This is a genomic window from Jannaschia donghaensis (assembly GCF_001403795.1).
Taxonomy (GTDB): Bacteria; Pseudomonadota; Alphaproteobacteria; order Rhodobacterales; family Rhodobacteraceae; genus Jannaschia; species Jannaschia donghaensis.
In genome coordinates this window covers 1,155,020-1,174,163 of record NZ_CXSU01000012.1, presented here as the reverse complement: position 1 = coordinate 1,174,163, position 19,144 = coordinate 1,155,020, and the positions used below count along the sequence as shown (strand labels likewise).

Annotated in this window: 19 protein-coding genes and 2 tRNA genes; 14 read left to right on the top strand and 7 right to left on the bottom strand. The window is 64.9% G+C overall.

Annotation, left to right across the window (positions count from 1 at the left end; translation table 11 throughout):
- Nucleotides 1–40: 40 nt before the first annotated feature.
- On the bottom strand, nt 41–337 hold the full coding sequence (locus tag JDO7802_RS18865; protein WP_245624238.1) for a hypothetical protein: 297 nt from the start codon (nt 335–337) through the stop codon (nt 41–43).
- Between the two features lie 282 nt (nt 338–619).
- Here JDO7802_RS18865 and JDO7802_RS15050 point away from each other — a divergent pair, with 282 nt between their 5' ends.
- The 9 genes from JDO7802_RS15050 to JDO7802_RS15015 all read left to right on the top strand — a co-directional run bounded on the left by JDO7802_RS15050 (nt 620) and on the right by JDO7802_RS15015 (nt 9,550).
- Nucleotides 620–1,705 carry a TRAP transporter substrate-binding protein gene (locus tag JDO7802_RS15050; RefSeq protein WP_055086758.1) on the top strand — a complete coding sequence of 362 codons (1,086 nt, stop codon included), beginning with the start codon at nt 620–622 and terminating at the stop codon, nt 1,703–1,705.
- A gap of 173 nt (nt 1,706–1,878) precedes the next feature.
- Complete coding sequence (locus tag JDO7802_RS15045; protein WP_055086757.1) at nt 1,879–2,901, top strand: TRAP transporter small permease subunit; 1,023 nt, start codon at nt 1,879–1,881, stop codon at nt 2,899–2,901.
- Nucleotides 2,901–3,071 carry a hypothetical protein gene (locus JDO7802_RS18330; RefSeq protein ID WP_187298157.1) on the top strand — a complete coding sequence of 57 codons (171 nt, stop codon included), beginning with the start codon at nt 2,901–2,903 and terminating at the stop codon, nt 3,069–3,071. Before JDO7802_RS15045 ends, JDO7802_RS18330 begins: the two co-directional genes overlap by 1 nt.
- An 81-nt stretch (nt 3,072–3,152) precedes the next feature.
- Nucleotides 3,153–5,510, top strand: a complete 2,358-nt coding sequence (locus JDO7802_RS15040) for a TRAP transporter large permease (RefSeq protein ID WP_055086756.1) — start codon at nt 3,153–3,155, stop codon at nt 5,508–5,510.
- 87 nt (nt 5,511–5,597) lie between these two features.
- Nucleotides 5,598–6,710, top strand: a complete 1,113-nt coding sequence (locus JDO7802_RS15035; RefSeq protein ID WP_055086755.1) for a PAS domain-containing protein — start codon at nt 5,598–5,600, stop codon at nt 6,708–6,710.
- Between the two features lie 95 nt (nt 6,711–6,805).
- Entirely contained in the window at nt 6,806–7,519 is a 714-nt protein-coding gene (locus tag JDO7802_RS15030; protein ID WP_187298156.1) for a DUF533 domain-containing protein, read from the top strand.
- Between the two features lie 89 nt (nt 7,520–7,608).
- On the top strand, nt 7,609–8,109 hold the full coding sequence (locus tag JDO7802_RS15025; protein ID WP_055086753.1) for a peptidylprolyl isomerase: 501 nt from the start codon (nt 7,609–7,611) through the stop codon (nt 8,107–8,109).
- Complete coding sequence (locus JDO7802_RS15020; protein WP_055086752.1) at nt 8,102–8,647, top strand: peptidylprolyl isomerase; 546 nt, start codon at nt 8,102–8,104, stop codon at nt 8,645–8,647. Before JDO7802_RS15025 ends, JDO7802_RS15020 begins: the two co-directional genes overlap by 8 nt.
- A gap of 96 nt (nt 8,648–8,743) precedes the next feature.
- On the top strand, nt 8,744–9,550 hold the full coding sequence (locus JDO7802_RS15015; protein ID WP_055086751.1) for a nucleotidyltransferase domain-containing protein: 807 nt from the start codon (nt 8,744–8,746) through the stop codon (nt 9,548–9,550).
- A gap of 57 nt (nt 9,551–9,607) precedes the next feature.
- On the opposite strand, the gene JDO7802_RS15010 is transcribed toward JDO7802_RS15015, so the two are convergent.
- Nucleotides 9,608–9,847 (bottom strand): DUF2273 domain-containing protein, encoded by a 240-nt coding sequence (locus JDO7802_RS15010; RefSeq protein ID WP_055086750.1) that lies wholly within the window; start codon nt 9,845–9,847, stop codon nt 9,608–9,610.
- A 67-nt stretch (nt 9,848–9,914) separates the two neighbouring features.
- Nucleotides 9,915–11,168: a tyrosine--tRNA ligase gene (tyrS, locus tag JDO7802_RS15005; protein WP_055086749.1), complete on the bottom strand. Its 1,254-nt coding sequence runs from the start codon at nt 11,166–11,168 to the stop codon at nt 9,915–9,917.
- 66 nt (nt 11,169–11,234) lie between these two features.
- Here tyrS and JDO7802_RS15000 point away from each other — a divergent pair, with 66 nt between their 5' ends.
- From JDO7802_RS15000 to pgi, 4 genes are read left to right on the top strand one after another with little or no spacing between them, the layout of a single operon-like run.
- Nucleotides 11,235–12,380, top strand: a complete 1,146-nt coding sequence (locus tag JDO7802_RS15000; protein ID WP_055086748.1) for an anhydro-N-acetylmuramic acid kinase — start codon at nt 11,235–11,237, stop codon at nt 12,378–12,380.
- A 29-nt stretch (nt 12,381–12,409) separates the two neighbouring features.
- On the top strand, nt 12,410–13,861 hold the full coding sequence (zwf, locus tag JDO7802_RS14995) for a glucose-6-phosphate dehydrogenase (protein ID WP_055086747.1): 1,452 nt from the start codon (nt 12,410–12,412) through the stop codon (nt 13,859–13,861).
- 2 nt (nt 13,862–13,863) lie between these two features.
- The gene (gene pgl / locus JDO7802_RS14990; RefSeq protein ID WP_055086746.1) at nt 13,864–14,535 is read left to right on the top strand and encodes a 6-phosphogluconolactonase; all 672 of its coding nucleotides are present in this window, start codon (nt 13,864–13,866) and stop codon (nt 14,533–14,535) included.
- A gap of 11 nt (nt 14,536–14,546) precedes the next feature.
- Nucleotides 14,547–16,136, top strand: coding sequence for a glucose-6-phosphate isomerase (pgi, locus tag JDO7802_RS14985; protein WP_055086745.1), 1,590 nt, complete (start codon nt 14,547–14,549; stop codon nt 16,134–16,136).
- Nucleotide 16,137: 1 nt separating this feature from the next.
- Here the strand turns inward: pgi and JDO7802_RS14980 are convergent, their stop codons facing one another.
- From JDO7802_RS14980 to JDO7802_RS14965, 4 genes are all read right to left on the bottom strand, one after another.
- Nucleotides 16,138–16,620, bottom strand: a complete 483-nt coding sequence (locus JDO7802_RS14980; RefSeq protein ID WP_055086744.1) for an acyl-CoA thioesterase — start codon at nt 16,618–16,620, stop codon at nt 16,138–16,140.
- 70 nt (nt 16,621–16,690) lie between these two features.
- Nucleotides 16,691–16,764, bottom strand: a tRNA-Gly gene (locus JDO7802_RS14975).
- Nucleotides 16,765–16,809: 45 nt separating this feature from the next.
- Nucleotides 16,810–16,884: transfer RNA gene (locus JDO7802_RS14970), tRNA-Asn, on the bottom strand.
- A gap of 59 nt (nt 16,885–16,943) precedes the next feature.
- Complete coding sequence (locus tag JDO7802_RS14965; protein WP_055086743.1) at nt 16,944–17,831, bottom strand: MBL fold metallo-hydrolase; 888 nt, start codon at nt 17,829–17,831, stop codon at nt 16,944–16,946.
- On the opposite strand from JDO7802_RS14965, the gene JDO7802_RS14960 reads away from it, so the two are divergent.
- Nucleotides 17,830–19,107, top strand: a complete 1,278-nt coding sequence (locus tag JDO7802_RS14960; RefSeq protein ID WP_144430631.1) for an ATP-binding protein — start codon at nt 17,830–17,832, stop codon at nt 19,105–19,107. The genes JDO7802_RS14965 and JDO7802_RS14960 overlap by 2 nt on opposite strands.
- Nucleotides 19,108–19,144 lie beyond the last annotated feature (37 nt).

Sequence of the window (19,144 nt, the reverse complement as noted above, 5' to 3'; positions counted from 1 at the left end):
GCGCGCCGGGGGCCAGAGGGGTCGCGCGCTTTTGCCCCCGCTAGGCCCGTTGCATGCGTCCTGTGCAGGCCGGATCGTGGCGCAGGATGGAAAAAGCGGGACGCATCGCAGGCGGGACGGGCCGTAACGCGCGGGCCATTCGTGCGCGGGTGTAATCTGTGACCGGCAGTGTTTCGGCCGGACATCCGTTGGCGAAAACGACCGAATGGCGACCGAGTAGGAGACTGACACAGGAGGCGACCGCGCCCCCGTGGATCGCGTCGTTGCCCTTGCCGCCGTCGATACTGTCCGATCCACCTCCGCCCTTTATGCTTTCGTCGCCGTCATTACCGTGAATTGAGTCGTCGCCCGCGCGACCCCGACAGGGAATCGGTGGTGTTTCCGCCGTTGATCGTCGCCATGGCGATCCTCACCGAGGAATGGGGACCGTTTGCCACCGGAGGATGAATCGACTGCTAACGTTAAAATTCGTTTCGACTGCGTGCCGCGCCGCGTCTTCTACGCGTTTTCCGGTATTTGACTCCGCCCTTCCAATCCCTATCGTCGCGACACGCTCCGCCAAGGGGGCCGTCGCCGCGCCGGGAGGGTGGGCGACACCAGATAAAAAGGGAGGGTATCAATGGACCGTCGTTCATTCCTGAAGAATTCAACAATCGGGGGCGCCGCCACCGTCGGCGCAGCCACACTGGCCGCGCCCGCCTATGCGCAGGGCAACCGCACGCTGACCATGGTCACGACCTGGGGTCGCGGCCTGGCCGGTGTGCACGACAGCGCCCAGCGCGTCGCCGACAGCATCACCGCCATGTCCGATGGCCAGCTGACCGTCGATTTGAAGGCCGCAGGCGAGTTGGTCGGCGCGTTCGAAGTCTTCGACGCCGTCACCTCGGGTCAGGCCGACATGTACCACGGGGCCGACTATTACTTCGTGGGTCAGCATCCGGCCTATGCCTACTTCACCGCCGTGCCCTTCGGCATGACGGCGCAGGAGCTGGCCAACTGGTACTACCACGCCGGCGGCATGGAGCTGCACGACGAGTTGGGCTCGATCTTCGGTCTGAAATCCTTCCTGGGCGGCAACACCGGCGCGCAGGCCGGTGGCTGGTTCCGCAACGCCGTGAACACCCCGGAAGACTTCCAGGGCCTCAAGTTCCGTATGCCCGGCCTCGGCGGTCAGGCGCTTGGCAAGATGGGTGCCTCGGTGCAGAACCTGCCCGGCTCGGAAGTGTACCAGGCGCTGGCGTCCGGTGCGATCGACGGAACCGAGTGGATCGGTCCCTGGGCCGACGAAAAGGCCGGTTTCCAGGAAATCACCAAGACCTACTACACCGCCGGTTTCCACGAGCCGGGTGCCGGTCTGTCGGTCGCCACCAACCGCGACGTCTTCGAGGAGCTTTCGCCGGCCCACCAGAAGATGATCGAGATCGCCTCGGCCGAGTGTCACCAGTGGAACCTGGCGCAGTTCATGGCCAACAACGGCTCCGCGCTGCAGCGTCTGCAGTCGGGCGGCGTCCAGCTGGCCGAATTCTCCGACGGCATCTGGGATGCGATGGGCACGGCCTCCATGGCCGTCACAGAGGAGAATATGGGCGACGAGCTGTTTGCCAAGATCCACAACTCGGCCATGGAAAGCATGCGTGCGTCGTCGAACTGGATCAACCGCTCCGAAGGGGCGTACCGCGCCCAGCGCGACCGCGTGATGGGGTGATCCGTCTGGCGGGCGGTCCCGGCTTGGACCGCCCGCCGACGATCCCGACGGAGGGTCGGCGGTTCCAGCTTGGGATGCCGCGCCTCCGATATCTTTGATCCCGATCCGACCGGCACGGCGCCGGTCGGGTCACCCCGCAGCCCCGCGACGGGCCGCGACACCGGGGGGACTTCATGGAAGACGAAACCGCACCGCTCTGGCCGTATGAAAACGGTTTGCAGGCGTTTCTGGAACGGCTTCAAGGCAATGCGCCCGTGCCCGAAGGCACCGAGGCGGAAGCCGCAGGCGTCTTGTCCACCATTCTGGGCGCGATCGGTTATCTGATCGGCAACGTCCTCGAAGCGATCTACAACGTCATCTACGCTGTCACGCATCCCGGCATGTGGCTCGATTGGTCCAACGCCGATGCGGTCATGCGCTTCGTCTATTACGGGGCGAGCGAGGAGTTGTTCTTCGTCATCTTCACCGTGCTCATGGGGCTGACGGTCGCCGTTGGCCTGTCGAACCGGTTCGGCTGGGGCCTCGTGCGCGGATCGGAATTCGTGCTGAACTGGACCGGCCGGATCGCGGCATGGGCCGGGTTCTTCATGGTGATGCAGCAGATCCTGATCGTGTTCCTGCAACGCATCTTCCGGGTCTCGGAAATCAGCGTCGGACCGTTCGGCAGCGTCTTCACCCGCGATCTGAGCTGGTATTCCGAAGAACTGAAGCTCTGGAATGCGATCATCGTCTGTCTGTGCGTCGCGTGGACGTTCATCCAGGGCGGGCACGTGCGTGTCGATCTGGTCTATTCCGCCGTCCGGCACCGCACCAAGCGGATCATCGATATGGTCGGGTCGATCATCTTCATGATGCCCGCGCTGATCCTGATCTGGCTCTACAGCTGGTTCTTCCTGTGGCGCAGCCTGATCACGCCTGCGACCTCCGCCTCCGACACGCTGGACCGTCTTTTGCTGAAATCCCGCGCCATGCGCTGGAACGTGGAGACCATCGGGTTCAGTCCCAATGGGTTCGACGCATATTTCCTGTTCAAGATCCTGATCCTGCTGTTCGTGGCCACGGCCTTCGCGCAGGCCTGCGTGTTCTTCTGGCGCAGTTGGCTGGAAGCGCGGGAAGGGGAGTTGAGCGCGAACCGCTATCTCGACCGCGACATCCTGGGCGACGAAGATGCGCAGCGCGTGGCCGAGATCCACTGATGCGCGCGTTGCTCTGCCTACTGTTGACGACCGGACTGGCCCGAGCGGAGGGCCTGGCCCTTTATGCGGCCGATCCGTCCGACTGCGGGACCTATGCCGACGGCCGGGAGGTCGTGCGTGTCTTCACCGGGGCGGAGCCGATGCAGGAACACCGGGTCTGCCCGGACTGACGAGATGACAGCCGCACCGCACGCAAGGAGGCGGGGCTGAACGAACACAAGGGCCCGTCGAGGGCGCAGGGGGACGAAGCAATGCTATTCGGATTGGACGGGGTCGAAATCGGCCTGATCATCGTCTTCCTCTGCCTCTTCGGCGGGATCATGTCCGGCTTCCCGGTCGCCTTCGCCATCGCGGGGGCCGGTACGATCAGCTTTGCGATCATCGCCGCGCTCGACAGTGGGGGCATCCTGATCCACCAGGCCATCGACACCGGATCGGTGGAATACGCGGCCCTGATTGCGGAAGGCATCGCGCGCGAAAGCATATCGACCTTCCGCTTCCCCGAACTTCCACGGATCGAGGAGCCGCTGTTCCCGCAAGGCTGGGAAACCGCGCTGGACCGCAACATCGGCTTCATCGTCAACCGGATGAACGAACGGGTGATCGCCGGTGCCTCGATCGAGACGCTGCTCGCCGTCCTCATGTTCGTGATGATGGGCATTACGCTGGAACGCTCCAAGATCGCCAACGACCTGTTGACGACGATGGCCAAGGTCTTCGGCCCGCTGCCGGGCGGTCTTGCCGTCAGCATCGTGATCGTGGGCGCGTTCCTTGCCGCCTCGACGGGGATCGTGGGGGCGACTGTGGTGACCATGGGCCTGCTGGCCCTGCCCACGATGCTGCGCAACGGCTATTCGCCCGAACTGGCGACCGGCGTCATCGCCGCAAGCGGAACCTTGGGGCAGATCATTCCGCCGTCCATCGTGATCGTCCTTCTGGGCACGCTGGCGGGCGACATCTATTCGACCGCGCAGGAACAACGTGCCGCCGCCGTCGGGTGTTCTGACGCGTTGACGTATCTGGGACAGCCCGCCGTCGTGTCGGTCGGCACATTGTTCCAGGCGGCCCTTCTTCCGGGCATCTTCCTTGCTTTCCTTTATGGTGCCTATGCCTTCGGCTTCGCCCTTCTGAACCCGGCCAAGGCCCCGGCGGTGCAATTCGACGATGCCACCGTATCGACCACCACCAAGCGCGACGCGCTGATCTGGTTTCTGGCCGTGCCCGTCGCCCTGATCGTCGGTGCCATCGTTCTGGGTCAGTTCGGCGTAATCGGCGGACAGGGCGTCGCGGTCAGCGCCTATTCCGAGGCGGGCGAGACCTCTATCCTGCGCACCAACGTGTCCGAGGCCTGTCAGGCCGCGATGATCGAATTGCACGGACAGAATATGTGGGAAATCGCCGTCGCGCAGCAGGCGGCCATCGACGCTTCGGGCGGCAACCTTCTGGCCCGCGAACTGACGGCCGAGGAGTTGATCGAGTCGCGCAACCTGGCGATCGCGACAGCGGCCCCCATCGGCACGGGCATCAGCGTCCTGTTCATCGGTATGGGAATGGTGCTGGCGGCGGCGCGCGGCATCAACCCGCTGGCCGACGAACGCCCGTTGCTGATCGGCGCGGCCGGTGTCGCATTGGCCTTCGTCATCGACATCCTGCTAATCGGTCCCACGACGTCGTCGGGCACGACTTTCGTGCTGATGGCCGTGCCGCTGGCGATCACGCTGGTCGGCATCTGGCCCGCGTTCAAGCGGCTGGCACAGAACGACCTGATCCGCGTGGTGTTTCCGCCGCTGGTCCTGATCGTTGCCGTCCTGGGGTCCATCCTGGGCGGTATCACCAACCCGACGCCTGCCGCGGCCCTGGGGGCTGGTGGCGCGATCATGCTGGCCGCCTATCGCAAACTGCAGGAGGAGGGACGCTCGGGCGCGCCGATCCTGCTGGCCTCGCTCGCCATCGTGGTAATGCTCCTCTTCGGGGTGAACTTCGATCTGCGCACGGGGCTGGCGACGACCACCGTCGCCGATTGGATCGCCCTGATTATCGCGCAGGCCGCGTTTCACGGTGCGTTTCTGGGTCTGTTGTTCGCATCCTGGGTTCTGCTGCGCGCGGGTGTTCTGGCCCCTGTCGTGCGTGAAACGGCCAAGGTCACGTCCATGGTCTTCACCATTCTGATTGGGTCGCAGCTGCTGAACCTGGTGCTCATCTCCTTCGGGGGGGAGCATTACATCCAGCAGTTCCTGCAAAGCTTCGACAGCGAGTTGAAGGTCTTCCTGATCGTGATGCTGGTCCTATTCATCCTGGGCTTCGTCCTGGATTTCCTGGAGATCATCTACATCGTCATCCCCATTGTCGGCCCCGTCATCTATGGCGGTACCTTCGATCCCAAGTGGGTGACGATCATGATCGCAGTGAACCTGCAGACGTCGTTCCTGACGCCGCCCTTCGGATTTGCGCTATTCTATCTGCGCGGCGTCGCGCCCAAGCAGGTCACGACCGGACACATTTACCGGGGCGTGATCCCCTTTGTGCTGATCCAGGTGATCGGTCTGGCCATCCTGTGGATGTTCCCGTCCATCGTCACCATAGTTCCCAACCTTCTGCCGTCGGGCTGAGGGTGCTTCCGATACGTAATGTCGCACCCACTTGTCGTGGGTGCGCCAAATATGGTCATTTCACCCGACTTGCGGGGACGACCGAACATGACCATTCAGAAGCACGATGCCGGAGTATATCTGCGCGCGGGTCAAGACATTTTGGCCGACTTGCCTTTGTCGATGGTGTTGACTGACCCAACCCGACCGGACAATCCGATTGTCTACGTCAACCGCGCGTTCGAGGAGCTTTCGGGGTATTCCAGCAGCTTCGCGGTTGGTCGCAACTGCCGGTTCATGCAGGGCGAGGGAACCGATCCGGCCGCTGTCGCCCAGATGTCCCGCGCCATCGAAGCACGCGAAGCGACGACCGTGACGCTCGAAAATGTTCATGCCGACGGAACGAAGTTTCGCAACCGGCTGATGATCTCGCCGGTCTTCAACGATAACGGCGAAATCTATGCCTTCGTCGGAATTCAGAGCGCGCTGACGGATGCCAAACCGGAAGTTCTGTCCGTCGCCCGCGACTTCGACGCGCAGCTCAGCGAAATGCAGCACCGCGTCAAAAACCACCTTCAGATGATCTCCTCGCTTATCCGGCTGGAAGCGCGGGGCAAGGGAGAGCTTCCCGAGAAGTCCACGCTCGCCCGCCGGGTCGAGGCGCTGGCGCTTCTGTACGAAGAGTTCACACATGCGCCGCGCGGGGGCTTCGACCGCGACTACGACGTCGTCTCGGCCGGCAGCTATGCCAGCCGGGTCGCCGCGACCGTCGGCGCACTCGATGGGCGCAGCGATGTGCGGATGACCATCGACACCGACCCAGTCTACATGCGCTCCGATCAGGCCGGACGCATGGGTCTGCTGATCTCCGAGGTGTTGTCGAACACCTTTCAACATGCGTTCGGCAACCGCGCCGAAGGCCTTGTAACCGTCAGCCTCAAGCAACATGGCGGTGACCGCGTCCGTCTTATCATTGCCGACGACGGCATGGGCATGGGCGACAGCGACTGGCCCAAGTCGGGCAACCTTGGCGCGCAGATCGTCCAGGGCCTCGTCGCGCAACTCGGTGCGGACCTAAACGTCGTGACGACCGACGCCGGGACGCTCATCACCGTCGATCTGGAGAACCCGATCGACACCAGCATCAACGAGGATGGCGTCCGCGTTCTTGCCGATACGGACGGCCGACGCGATGGAACCGATCGTTCCGCGACGCTCTAGCCCACGGGCGAACTTTCGCGGGCCGCAGGGTGTGTATGCTTGGAACCCGCGCCACGGCCCCTATCTTGTCTTCCGAACACACCCGGAGGATGACCATGTCACTCAAGCGTATGGCGATGAAGATGGCTTTGGCCTTCGCGGCGGCCAAGGGCTACCAGGCTTTCAAAGGGCAGGGCGGCATGGCCGGCCTCAAGCAGAAAATGTCGTCGGGCGGCACTTCGGCGAAGGGCGGCGGCCTGGCCGGAATGCTCGGCGGGTTGGTGTCCGGCTCCACCGCGCAGGGCGGCTCTGGCGGTCTGGGCTCGATGCTGGGCGGCCTGTCGGGGTCCGGCACCTCGGGCAGTTCGTCCATGGGTGGAATGGGTGGCCTTCTGGGCGGGCTGGCGGCAATGGCCGGCGGCACCGCGATGGCGGGCCGTGATCAACACGAACAGATGGCGCAGGCCGAAGCCGGCCCTGCGGACGAGGCGACGGCCGCCGCGATGATCCGCGCCATCGGTCAGGCGGTACGCGCCGACGGCGAAATCGACGACGAGGAGCGCGCCGCCCTGCACGACATCATGGGCGACGCGGAATCCGCGCAGGACCGGCGCGCCATCGAGGACGCGCTGAACGAGCCGCTGGATCCCAACGGTCTGGCCCGCGATGTGCCCATCGGATCCGAGGCGCAGGTCTATGCCGCCGCGCTGACCGCAATCGACCCCGATCATCCGGCGGAAAAACAGTTTCTGTCCGATTTCGCCCGTGCCCTGCGCCTTGACGCCGGCACGATCCAACAACTGCACGACACCGCAGGCAAGCCGGTCTAGGCCCACCGGGCGCGACGGGACGCATTGCGGTTTCCCTTCGTCCCCCGATGCCCTAGCTCTGACTCCGATACGAAACACGAGGACGCCCCATGGCCGATATCAAAGACCCCGAGAACACCATCATCGTCGAGTTGAAGGACGGCCCCGTCCACATCGAATTGCTGCCCGACGTGGCCCCCGGCCATTGCGAGCGGATGAAGGAACTGGCCCGCGCAGGGGCCTATGACGGCGTGGTCTTTCACCGCGTCATCGACGGCTTCATGGCGCAGACCGGCGACGTGGAGCACGGCAAGGAGGGTGGCAACACGTCCCGCGCCGGCACAGGCGGCAGCGACAAGCCCGACCTCAAGGCGGAGTTTTCCGGCGTGCCCCACGACCGCGGAACGCTGGGCGCGGCCCGGTCGGCCAACCCGGATTCGGCCAACAGCCAGTTCTTCATCAACTTCGGCGACAACCATTTTTTGAACCGGCAATACACCGTCTATGGCCGCGTAATCGAGGGTATGGACCACGTCGACAAGATCGCCCGAGGAGAGCCGCCCGCAAACCCCGACAAGATGATTTCCGTCAAGGTGGCCGCTGATGCGTAATGCCCTTGCCGCCCTTTTGATGACGACCGTCGCCGCCGGTGCCACGGGTCTTGAAATCGACGTGTCCGGCGAAGCTGACGGCACGATCACGATCGACCTTCTGGAAGACGTGGCCCCGGCGCATGTCGCGCAGATCACCGCGCTGGCCGAATCTGGGGCCTACGACGGCGTGGTGTTCCACCGCGTCATCGACGGCTTCATGGCGCAGACCGGCGACGTGCAGCATGGACGCCCCGGCGGGGACATGTCGCTGGCGGGCACCGGGTCCAGCGATCGGCCCGACCTTCCGGCCGAATTCTCGGACGTGTCGTTCGAGGAAGGCGTGGTCGGCATGGCCCGGTCGTCCGACCCGAATTCGGCCAACAGCCAGTTCTTCATCATGTTCGCCCCGGCCCCGCATCTGGACGGGCAATACACCGTCGTCGGACGCGTGACCGGCGGACAGGATGTCGTCGACGCCATCAAGCGCGGCGCAGGAAGCAACGGCGCCGTTGTCGGGGACCCGGACGTGATGTCGGACGTGCGCGTCATCGACTGATCGAACCGATAGTTTTGGTAGATGGGGCCGTCCTAGGGGGCGGCCCTTTCGCGTTCCGGGATGTCGGCATAGGTTTCGGATACCGGAGTGGACGCCATGACCCATGACAAGACCATCGCCACGATCGTCGCTGCCACCCGCGACGTGCTGGGCCTGCGCGCCCTGTTCCTGAGTGGCAGCTACGGCATGGGCACGCAGGACGCCTTCAGCGACATCGACTTCCTGCTGGTCGCGGAAGAGGGGGCGAGCGATGCAACCGCCGACCTTTGGCGCAAGGCGGTCGCGCGGACCGGAGAGATCGTCCTGTGGTGGGACCGCACGAACGTGCCCGTCCTGATCAACGCGATCACCGCCGACTGGACGCGGACCGATGTCGTCATGCTGAAGCCCGATCAAATGCGGGGCCAGTCCCGCGCGCGGCTGAAACCGTTGTTCGACCATGACGGGCTCTACGACACATTGCCCGAGAGGCTTCCGCCGGCGGCCGCGAACCCGACGGGGTTTCGCCGTCAGGTGGAGGAGTTCATTCGCATCTTGGGTCTTCTGCCGCTGGCAGCGGGGCGCGGGGAATACATCAACGGCGTGCTGGGCGTCTTCCACCTGCGCAACCTGCTTGTCGATCTCATGATCGAGGAGACGGGGGTGCCCGACCGGGGTGGCGTGCTGTCGCTGAACCGGCTGCTGACACCGGAGCAGCGGGCCGAACTGACCGGACTGCCGCCCGCAATCGCCGATCACGAGGCGATGATCGCCGCGCATCTGGCCTATGCCGCCGCTTATCTGCCGCGTGCACGGCGGCGGGCGATGGCCATCGGCGCAGATTGGCCCGACCGGTTCGAGGCGGTGACATGGGCGCGACTGGGCAAAACGCTCGACCTGACCCGCCCCTACGACTTGGCCTGACCCACAAACGCAAACGACCGCCCCAAGGGGCGGCCGCCTGCGGTGTTTTTGCGTGGATCAGTTCGTGTCGGGGTTCTGATCCGTCTCGGCGTCATTCTGTTCGATGGTGGCATTGCCATCCGTTTCCATGGCCTGGCCCGTCGGCGTATTGTCCGGCGTATCGTCCTCGGGCGTTGCGATGAAGAAGATATAGGCCACCAGGATGATCACGGCGAACACCACGCCGGCTCCGATCCCGATGATCGGTCCGAAATGGTTCTTGGCTTGTTTTTCGACGTCTGTGTCGGGGGCGCTCATGGCGGTCCTCCTCGCGGTTGTGATCGGTGGTTGCAAAGGCCAACCCCTTGCGACCACCTTTGTTCCGTCAATCGCGAAGCTTGATCAGCGCATGACGCTTGCGCCCCGCCGACAGCTTGACCGGCACCGCAAGCGTTCCCGCATCGACCACCAGGCCTGCGTCCGCCACGGCGTCGTCATTCATTCGCGCCCCGCCCTCGGCGATCAGGCGCTTGGCGTCCTTGCCTGACTTGGACAGGCCGGCGCGGACGAACAGCTGAACGATGGAAATACCCTGCGCGGCCTCGACCGGGTCCAGAAGAACGGTGGGCAGGTCATCGCCCGCGCCGCCCCGTTCGAACACCTCGCGGGCCGTGGCCTCGGCCGCCGCCGCCGCGTCCGCGCCGTGCAGCAACGTCGTGACTTCGTTGGCCAGGGTGATCTTGGCGTCGTTGATCTGCTGCCCTTCCAACGCGCCCAGGCGGTCGCATTCGTCCACCGGCAATTCGGTATAGAGCTTCAGAAACCGCCCGACGTCCGCATCGGTGGTGTTGCGCCAGAACTGCCAGAACTCATAGGGCGACAGCAGATCGGCGTTCAGCCAAATCGCGCCCTGCTGCGACTTGCCCATCTTCTTGCCGTCGCTGGTCGTCAGCAGGGGCGACGTCAGGCCGAACACCTGATCGTCCAGAATACGCCGCGTCAGGTCGATACCGTTGACGATGTTTCCCCACTGGTCCGACCCCCCCATTTGCAACAAGCAGCCGTGGCGGCGATGCAGCTCCATGAAGTCATAGGCTTGCAGGATCATGTAGTTGAATTCCAGGAAGGACAGCGATTGTTCGCGATCCAGCCGGGATTTCACGCTTTCGAACGATAGCATCCGATTGACGCTGAAATGGCGCCCCACGTCGCGCAGGAAGTCGAGGTAATTCAGACCGTCCAGCCAATCCGCGTTGTTGGCCATGATCGCATCCGTCGGCCCGTCGCCAAACGACACATAAGGCGAAAAGGCCGCCTTGATGCCCGCGATGTTGTCGTCGATCTGCGCGGGCGTCAGCAACGGGCGTTCGTCGGCGCGAAAGCTGGGGTCGCCCACCTTGGTCGTGCCGCCACCCATCAGGACGATCGGCTTGTGACCCGATTTCTGCAGCCAGCGCAGCATCATGATCTGGATCAGCGATCCGACGTGCAGCGATGTGGCCGTCGCGTCGAACCCGATATATCCCGGCACCACGCCCGCGACCAAAGCCTCGTCGAGTGCTTGATAATCGGTGCAATCGGCCAGGAAGCCGCGCTCCATCATCACGCGCATGAAGTCTGATTTGGGGTGGTAGGTCATGGGTCTTTCGGTCCATTTCTATGTGGTGACCCGCCTTAGCGCGCGGGCAGGGCAAGGGGAACCCGAATGGAGCCGATCCACGCGCTCGGAGCGATGTCAGGCACCTCCATGGATGGGGTGGACGCGGCGGAGCTTTGGACTGACGGACAGGTGATCCACCGCTTTGGTCAAAGCGCGTATCACCCGTATTCCGACGCGGACCGCGCCGTCATCGCCCGCGCCATGGGACAATGGCAAGGCGACCCGGACGTCGCCGCGGCGGCCGAAGTGGTCGAGATGGCGCACGCGAGACTTCTGTCGAAATTCGACGCCGCCGTCGTCGGCTTCCACGGTCAGACACTGGCCCACGACCCCGACAATCGCCGCACCCATCAGGCGGGGGACGGCGCGCTGTTGGCCGAAGTGCTGCAGACGCCCGTGGTGTGGGATTTCCGGACCGCCGATGTGCATTTGGGCGGGGAGGGGGCACCGCTGGCCCCCGCCTATCACCACGCCTGCGCCCGGTTCATCGGTGCGACCGGTCCGGTGGCGTTCCTGAACCTGGGCGGGGTCGGCAACCTGACGTGGGTCGATCCGAGTAAGGAAATGGACGAAACGGGTGCTCTGCTGGCCTTCGACACCGGCCCGGCGAACGCACCGATCAACGATCTGTGTGTGGACTGGCTGGGGCAGCCTTTTGACCGGGACGGCGCATTGGCGCGCGAGGGGACGGCGGACGGGGATTTGGTCGTGCAATTCATGCGCCATGCCTATTTCCACCGAATGCCGCCCAAATCGCTCGACCGGGATGCGTTTCGCCGGGCGGGTGCCGCGATCGACGCCCTGCCGCCCAGCCATGCGGCCGCCACCTGGGTCGCGGTGATCGCGGCCAGCGTGGCGCAGGGGTTGGACCATTGCCCGACCATGCCCACGCGCTTGCTGGTCACGGGGGGCGGGCGGTTGAACCCGGCGATTATGGACGCGCTTTCGGTCCTGCCGACCGTCGTGGAGCCGGTGGAGGCCGCGGGCCTGGACGGCGACATGCTGGAGGCGCAGGCCTTCGCATTTCTGGCCGTCCGCGTCCTGCGCGGATTGCCGACCAGTTTTCCCGGCACAACCGGCGTTTCCGCCTGCGTCGGCGGAGGAGAGGTCAGCCGACCGGAAGGCCGCTTGGACAGCCTGCCCAACACCGCTAGACACACGGACACCCGGCGGGTAACGAAAGCCCGTTAGCGGTAACACAGATAACCGGAGCAGCAGACATGGTCTCCCGCACGATACCCGTCGATCCCTTTGACCTGGTCCTGTTCGGGGCCACCGGTGACCTTGCCCGGCGCAAGATCCTCCCCTCGCTCTATCGCCGGTTCCTGGCCGGTCAGATGCCGGACACGGCGCGCGTCATCGGCGCCGCCCGGTCCGAGCTGTCGAACGAGGAATTTCGCGACCTGGTGCGCGAGGCGCTGGCCGAATTCGTGTCCAAGGCCAAGACGGACAAGGCGGCAATCGACGCCTTCGTGGCCCAATGCTCCTACATCGCGATCGATGCCAAGGGCGACGGCGGCTGGTCGGACCTCAAGCAGATGGTCCGCGAGGACGCCATCAAGGCGTTCTATTTCTCGGTCGCGCCGTCGATCTTCGGCGCGCTGGCCGACAAGTTGCGCAGCCACGGCATCGCCTGCGACAACAGCCGTCTGGTCGTCGAAAAGCCGTTCGGAACCGACCTGAAAACCGCAAAGAAGTTGAACGCCGATCTGGCCGCCAGCTTCCGCGAGGATCAGATTTATCGCATCGACCATTTCCTGGGCAAGGAAACGGTGCAGAACCTGATGGCCGTCCGTTTCGCCAACGTCCTGTTCGAGCCGCTGTGGAACGAACGCTACATCGACCACGTGCAGATCACCGTGGCGGAGACCGTCGGCGTCGGCGGACGCGGAAGCTACTACGACAAATCCGGTGCGATGCGCGATATGGTGCAGAACCACCTGATGCAATTGCTGTGCCTGACGGCGATGGAGCCGCCTGCCGCCTTCGACCCCGACCGTTTGCGCGACGAAAAGCTCAAGGTGATCCGCGCGCTCGACCCCGTACCGCTCAAGGACGTGGTCCGGGGGCAGTATAAATCCGGGCCGGAGCCGTCCTACATCGAGGATGCGGAGAACGCCGACTCCAAGACCGAATCCTACATCGCCCTGAAGATCGGGATTTCCAACTGGCGCTGGAAGCACACGCCCTTCTATCTGCGCACGGGCAAGCGGCTGACCAAGCGGATGTCGGAAATCGTGGTCCAGTTCAAGGAAACGCCGCATTCCATCTTCGACCGCGATGACGGCAGCACCGCCAATGCCCTCACCATCCGGTTGCAGCCAGATGAAGGCATCGACCTGTCGGTCACCATCAAGGAACCGGGGCCGGGCGGGATGCGCCTGACGAATGTGCCGCTCGACATGTCCTTCGCCGATGCCCTTGGCGCGGACGACGCGGAAATGCCCGACGCCTATGAGCGCCTCATCATGGACGTGATTCGCGGCAACCAGACCCTGTTCATGCGCGGAGACGAGGTGGAGGCGGCCTGGGCATGGACCGACCCGATCATCAATGCCTGGGAAGCGCAGGGCGACAAGCCCAAGCAATATCCGCAAGGGTCCAGCGGCCCCGAAGAGGCACTGGCGCTATTGCTGCGCGACGGCCGCCGCTGGCGCGATCTGGAGGACTGACGATGGACTTTCGCAGCTATCCCGACCGCGAGGCCCTGGCGATGGGGCTGGCCGATGAGTTGGCCGGCGCGCTCAAGAATTGTCTGCTGGTCCATGACCACGCCAGTTTCTGTGTGCCGGGTGGATCGTCGCCAGGCGACACGTTCTCGATCCTGTCCGGCGTCGATCTGGACTGGAAGCGCGTCCATGTTTTCCTGAACGACGAACGCTGGGTGCCCGAAGGCCATGCGCGGTCGAACACGACGCTGCTCAAGACCACTTTGCTGACCGACAAGGCGGAGCGGGCCGTGCTGGTTCCCATGGTCAACGACGCCGACACGCCCGAAGACGGCATTCCCGCGCTGGAACAGGGGTTTGGGCCGGAACTGCCGATTTCCGTCCTTCTGCTGGGCATGGGCGGCGACATGCATACCGCCAGCCTGTTTCCAGGTGCCGACAGGCTGGAACAGGCGATGTCGAGTAACGCGCCGGTCCTTGTCCCGATGCGCGCCGACGGGGCCGGAGAGCCGCGCGTGACCCTGTCGCGACGTGTGCTGGCCGGTGCGATGGAGACGCATGTACTGATCATGGGCGAAGAAAAGCGCGCGGTGCTGGAAAAGGCCCGTAGGCTTGACCCGATGGAAGCACCGATCGCGGCCTTCCTGAAGGACGCCACCGTACATTGGGCCCCCTGAGGAGAGAGATCATGGACTTCTGGACGGGAATCGAAGCGCTGCGCGCGAAACAGGGTGCCAGAATCGCCGATCTGCTGACCGACGACACCCGGACGGCCCGGCTGCGGGCGGCCGCCGGGCCCTTCGTCTTCGATCTGTCCAAGACGTCGATCACCGGCGACGCGCTGAATGATCTGCTGGCGCTGGCTGTCGATGTGCCCGACCGCCGCGATGCCATGTTCGCGGGCGAGAAGATCAACGCCACCGAAGGCCGCGCCGTTCTGCACACCGCTTTGCGGGGCACCGAGCCCGTAATCGTCGACGGCGCGGACGTGATGCCGGGCGTGCGCGATACGCTGGATGCGATGCGCGCCTTCGCCTCGGACGTGCGCGATGGCACGTTCCAGGGGCAGGGTGGGCGTATCACCGACGTCGTCAACATCGGCATCGGCGGATCCGACCTTGGGCCCGCGATGGCCGTTCTGGCGCTGGCACCGTTCCACGACGGACCGCGCTGCCATTTCGTGTCGAACGTCGACGGGGCGGACTGGGCCGATACGGCCAAGACGCTGGACCCGGCCACGACGCTGGTGATCGTGGCCTCCAAGACCTTCACCACGATCGAGACGCTGACCAACGCGCGCACCGCCCGCGATTGGATGGCCGAGAGCGTGACCGACCCGACGGCGCAATTTGCCGCCCTGTCCACCGCGCAGGACAAGACGAGCGATTTCGGCATCGACCCGTCCCGCGTGTTCGGGTTCGAGGATTGGGTCGGCGGACGCTACTCCGTCTGGGGGCCGATCGGCCTGTCGCTGATGCTGGCCATCGGGCCGCGCAATTTCGATGCCTTCCTGACCGGCGCGCGGCAGATAGACGACCATTTCCGCACCGCGCCCCTGGCCGAAAACCTGCCGGTGCTTCTGGCCCTGGCGGGCATTTGGCACCATCAGGTGTGTGGCTATCCGACCCGCGCGGTCCTGCCCTATGACAACCGCCTGTCCCGGTTGCCCGCCTATCTTCAACAGTTAGAGATGGAGTCGAACGGCAAGGGCGTGACGATGGCGGGCGACCCGTTGCAAGGCCCCGCCGGCCCCGTCGTCTGGGGGGAGCCTGGGACGAACGGGCAACACGCGTTCTACCAATTGATCCATCAGGGCAAGACGCCGGTGCCGTGCGAATTCATGGTCGCCGCCGAAGGGTCGGAGCCGCTTCTGGATCACCATCACAAACTTCTCATCGCCAATTGCCTGGCGCAGTCAGAGGCGTTGCTGAAGGGGCGGTCCCACGCCGAAGCCCGCGCCACAATCGCCAACCGGTTCGAGGGGGAAGAGCTGGAACGGCAAGCCGCGCACCGCGTGTTCGAGGGCAATCGCCCCTCCACCACGTTGATCTATCCTCGCCTGACGCCCGAGGTGTTGGGCGGGATCATCGCGCTGTATGAACACCGCGTGTTCGTCGAAGGCGTGATGCTGGATATCAACAGCTTCGACCAATGGGGGGTGGAGTTGGGCAAGGAGTTGGCGACGTCGCTGGGCCCGCTGGTCGATGGGGCGGATGCGTCGGACAAGGACGCGTCGACGCGGGCCCTGTTGGAACAACTTCTGGAATGGCGCGGCTAGATCAGCCTTCGAAGGTCGCCTCGTCGCGGTCGCGGAAGGCCTGGATATAGCTTTCCGGCAGTTTGCGACGCGTGACGAAATCGTTCTGCATCAGCACAATGACCGCCTCGCTCGTCGCGCACAGCTGCCCATCGCGCCAGACGCCGTATTCCATCGACCAGGATGTATTGCGATAGGCCCGCGTGCGTCCGGCCACGATATAGGTATCCTCCAGATGAAGGGGGGCCTTGTAGTCGATGGCGACGGATTTCAGCACCAGAACGGGGCGATTTTCGGCGTCCGCGTACCGGCTGATGCCGTAGTCGCGCAGATAGGCGATGCGGAATGTCTCGAACCAGCTGAGGTAACGGGCGTTGTTGACGTGGTCGAGCACGTCAAGCTCGTGGAACCTCACCCGGTCTGCCTGCCCGAAGGCAAAAGGTGCGGGGATATTTTGCGCGCGCAACTGGTCGGTCGACAGCGGGGTCAGAAGGGGGAACGACATTCGTCAGGTGTAGCGCAGCCACCGGCGGGCGCAACCACGTGAACATCGTGCTGTAAAGATTTGAAATTGTTGGAGCGGGTAACGAGAATCGAACTCGTAACTAAAGCTTGGGAAGCTGCCGTGATACCTTTTCACCATACCCGCTCAGGGTGCCCCATGCTCTACCATAAATCGGCCGCTTGGGGAAATTGGCTCCGGCGGTAGGGATCGAACCTACGACCAATTGATTAACAGTCAACTGCTCTACCGCTGAGCTACGCCGGAATACCGAGGGCGGGATTAGCCAAGGGGCGCGCAGCGCGCAAGGGGGCGCGGTGCTTTTTTCACGATTGTTCCCAGCGGGCGTCCGGACCGATGTCGGGATGGGCCCGCACGCGGCCCTGTTCCGACAGGTGGATCAGATGCGCCAGCACGTTGCGCGCGGCCGCTCCGTGCAGGGCCACAGGCACATCGGCATAGATCCGCGCCACCAGATCCGGGATCGTGGGGGCCGTGGGCAAGGCACCGAAGATCGCATCGCCCCGGCCCCGGCGATGGTTCACCAGATCCGTGCAGCGACCGGCGGGGTCGGTGATCGGATCGCCGTGCCCGCAATGGAACACCCGTGCCTTCAGCGCCGCCAGCCGCGTCAGCGATGCCATGAATTGCCCCAGATCGCCGTCGGGCGGCGAAATCATCGTGCTGGCCCAGCCCATGACCGTGTCGCCGGTGAATACGGCGCGCGCCTCCGGCCATTCGAAGCTCAGATGGTTGGCCATATGGCCGGGGGTATGGTGGGCCTGCAGCGTCCAGCCGTCGCCCGTTACGGTATCGCCCTGACCCAGCGTGGCATCGGGGGCAAAGGACGTGTCCACGCCCTCGCCGCCGCCCAGATGCGTCAGACGCGTCATCGTGTCCGACCGGCCCGCATCCGACGGCCCGAAGGCCAGGACCGGCACACCGCCCAGACGGGCCTGCAGGGGCCGGGCGGCGGGCGAGTGGTCGACGTGGGAATGGGTGATCAGGATCGCGCGGACAGGCCGGCCCGCGATGGCGTCCAGCAGGGCATCGACGTGACCCGGAAGGGCCGGACCGGGGTCGATCACGGCGACGTCGTCATGGCCCAGGACGAAGGCGTTGGTCCCCGTATGCGTCATCGGCGACGGGTTGGGTGCCAGCACCCGGATCAGCCCGCTTTCCTTGCCCCCCTTCGGGGGATAGCCTTGGTGCATGTCCGTCTCCCATGATCTGACCCGGCGCGCCCTGTCCCGCCGCTGGCTGCCGCGCAGCTTCTACGCCCGCGCGGCGCTGATCCTGATCTTGCCGATCGTCACGCTGCAATTGGCGGTCGCCGTCATGTTCCTGCAACGCCATTACGAAGATGTCACGGTCCAGATGACGACCAACATGAGCCGGGAGATCGCGCTGGTCCGCGCGCGCCCCGAACTGGCCCCCGAGTTGCAGATCGACCCGATCCCGCCGCCCACGCGGATGCGGATGCGGTTCTGGGACCTGTCGGGCCGCGCCATGCGCGAGGAACTCATGTCGCGTTTCCCCGGCCTGGTCGCCGTCGACACGGTCGCCGACCGCAAGGCGGTGTCACTTGCGTTCGAGGACGGGACGGGTTTGCGATTCGCGCGGACCGATGTGTCGGCGGCCAACCCGCATCAGCTTTTGGTCCTGATGGTGGTGACCGCGCTGATCATGACGGCGGTGTCCACGCTTTTCATGCGCGGCCAGATCCGCCCGATCCGGCGACTGGCGCGCGCCGCGCAGGCGTTCGGCCGCGGGGAGCTTGCGGAGTATCACCCCTCGGGCGCGACGGAGGTTCGGGCGGCGGGCACGGCCTTCCTTGAGATGCGCGCCCGGATCGAGCGGCATATCGAGCAGCGGACCCTGATCCTGTCGGGTGTCAGCCACGACCTGCGCACGCCGTTGACGCGCATGAAGCTGGAACTGTCGATGATGGACACCGACGAAGCCGCGCTGCTGGCCGAAGACGTGTCGGCCATGGAGCGGATCATCGGCACGTTCCTCGACTTCGCCCGCGAAAGCGCCACCGACGAATTGCGGCGCACCGATCTGATCCCGTTGCTGCAGGATGCGGTCGACATGGCCGCGCCCGATCGGGACCTTCTGGTCGAAGGTCCGGCCATGCAGGCCGATGTGCATCCCGACGGCCTGAAACGCGCGGTCGCAAATCTGGTCAAGAATGCCGAACGCTATGGATCGCAGATTCGGGTTTCGGTGCAGGCGGGGGCGGCAACGCTGGTGATCGCGGTGGAGGATAATGGCCCCGGCATCCCCCTTGACGACCGGGAGGAGGCGATGCGCCCCTTCGCGCGGCTGGACAGCGCGCGCACCAATACGGCTGGAAACGTCGGTCTGGGCCTGAGCATCGTGCGCGACGTCGCGCGCGCCCACGGCGGCGCGCTGCGCCTGGGTCAGTCGGACATGGGGGGCCTGAAGGCGGAAATCGTGGTCCCGCAACGCCGGATCGAGAGATGAAGGTGGGAGGGGGTGTCGCCGCACATCCGGCGGCGTC

Coding starts and splice junctions, on each gene's coding strand:
- JDO7802_RS15025 (WP_055086753.1), top strand. CDS start 7,609: ATGGCCGATATCAAAGACCCCGAGAACACCATCATCGTCGAGTTGAAG.
- zwf (WP_055086747.1), top strand. CDS start 12,410: ATGGTCTCCCGCACGATACCCGTCGATCCCTTTGACCTGGTCCTGTTC.
- pgi (WP_055086745.1), top strand. CDS start 14,547: ATGGACTTCTGGACGGGAATCGAAGCGCTGCGCGCGAAACAGGGTGCC.
- JDO7802_RS15040 (WP_055086756.1), top strand. CDS start 3,153: ATGCTATTCGGATTGGACGGGGTCGAAATCGGCCTGATCATCGTCTTC.
- JDO7802_RS15050 (WP_055086758.1), top strand. CDS start 620: ATGGACCGTCGTTCATTCCTGAAGAATTCAACAATCGGGGGCGCCGCC.
- JDO7802_RS14980 (WP_055086744.1), bottom strand. CDS start 16,620: ATGTCGTTCCCCCTTCTGACCCCGCTGTCGACCGACCAGTTGCGCGCG.
- pgl (WP_055086746.1), top strand. CDS start 13,864: ATGGACTTTCGCAGCTATCCCGACCGCGAGGCCCTGGCGATGGGGCTG.
- JDO7802_RS15015 (WP_055086751.1), top strand. CDS start 8,744: ATGACCCATGACAAGACCATCGCCACGATCGTCGCTGCCACCCGCGAC.
- tyrS (WP_055086749.1), bottom strand. CDS start 11,168: ATGACCTACCACCCCAAATCAGACTTCATGCGCGTGATGATGGAGCGC.
- JDO7802_RS15020 (WP_055086752.1), top strand. CDS start 8,102: ATGCGTAATGCCCTTGCCGCCCTTTTGATGACGACCGTCGCCGCCGGT.
- JDO7802_RS15035 (WP_055086755.1), top strand. CDS start 5,598: ATGACCATTCAGAAGCACGATGCCGGAGTATATCTGCGCGCGGGTCAA.
- JDO7802_RS15030 (WP_187298156.1), top strand. CDS start 6,806: ATGTCACTCAAGCGTATGGCGATGAAGATGGCTTTGGCCTTCGCGGCG.
- JDO7802_RS14965 (WP_055086743.1), bottom strand. CDS start 17,831: ATGCACCAAGGCTATCCCCCGAAGGGGGGCAAGGAAAGCGGGCTGATC.
- JDO7802_RS15000 (WP_055086748.1), top strand. CDS start 11,235: ATGGAGCCGATCCACGCGCTCGGAGCGATGTCAGGCACCTCCATGGAT.
- JDO7802_RS15010 (WP_055086750.1), bottom strand. CDS start 9,847: ATGAGCGCCCCCGACACAGACGTCGAAAAACAAGCCAAGAACCATTTC.
- JDO7802_RS15045 (WP_055086757.1), top strand. CDS start 1,879: ATGGAAGACGAAACCGCACCGCTCTGGCCGTATGAAAACGGTTTGCAG.
- JDO7802_RS14960 (WP_144430631.1), top strand. CDS start 17,830: ATGTCCGTCTCCCATGATCTGACCCGGCGCGCCCTGTCCCGCCGCTGG.
- JDO7802_RS18330 (WP_187298157.1), top strand. CDS start 2,901: ATGCGCGCGTTGCTCTGCCTACTGTTGACGACCGGACTGGCCCGAGCG.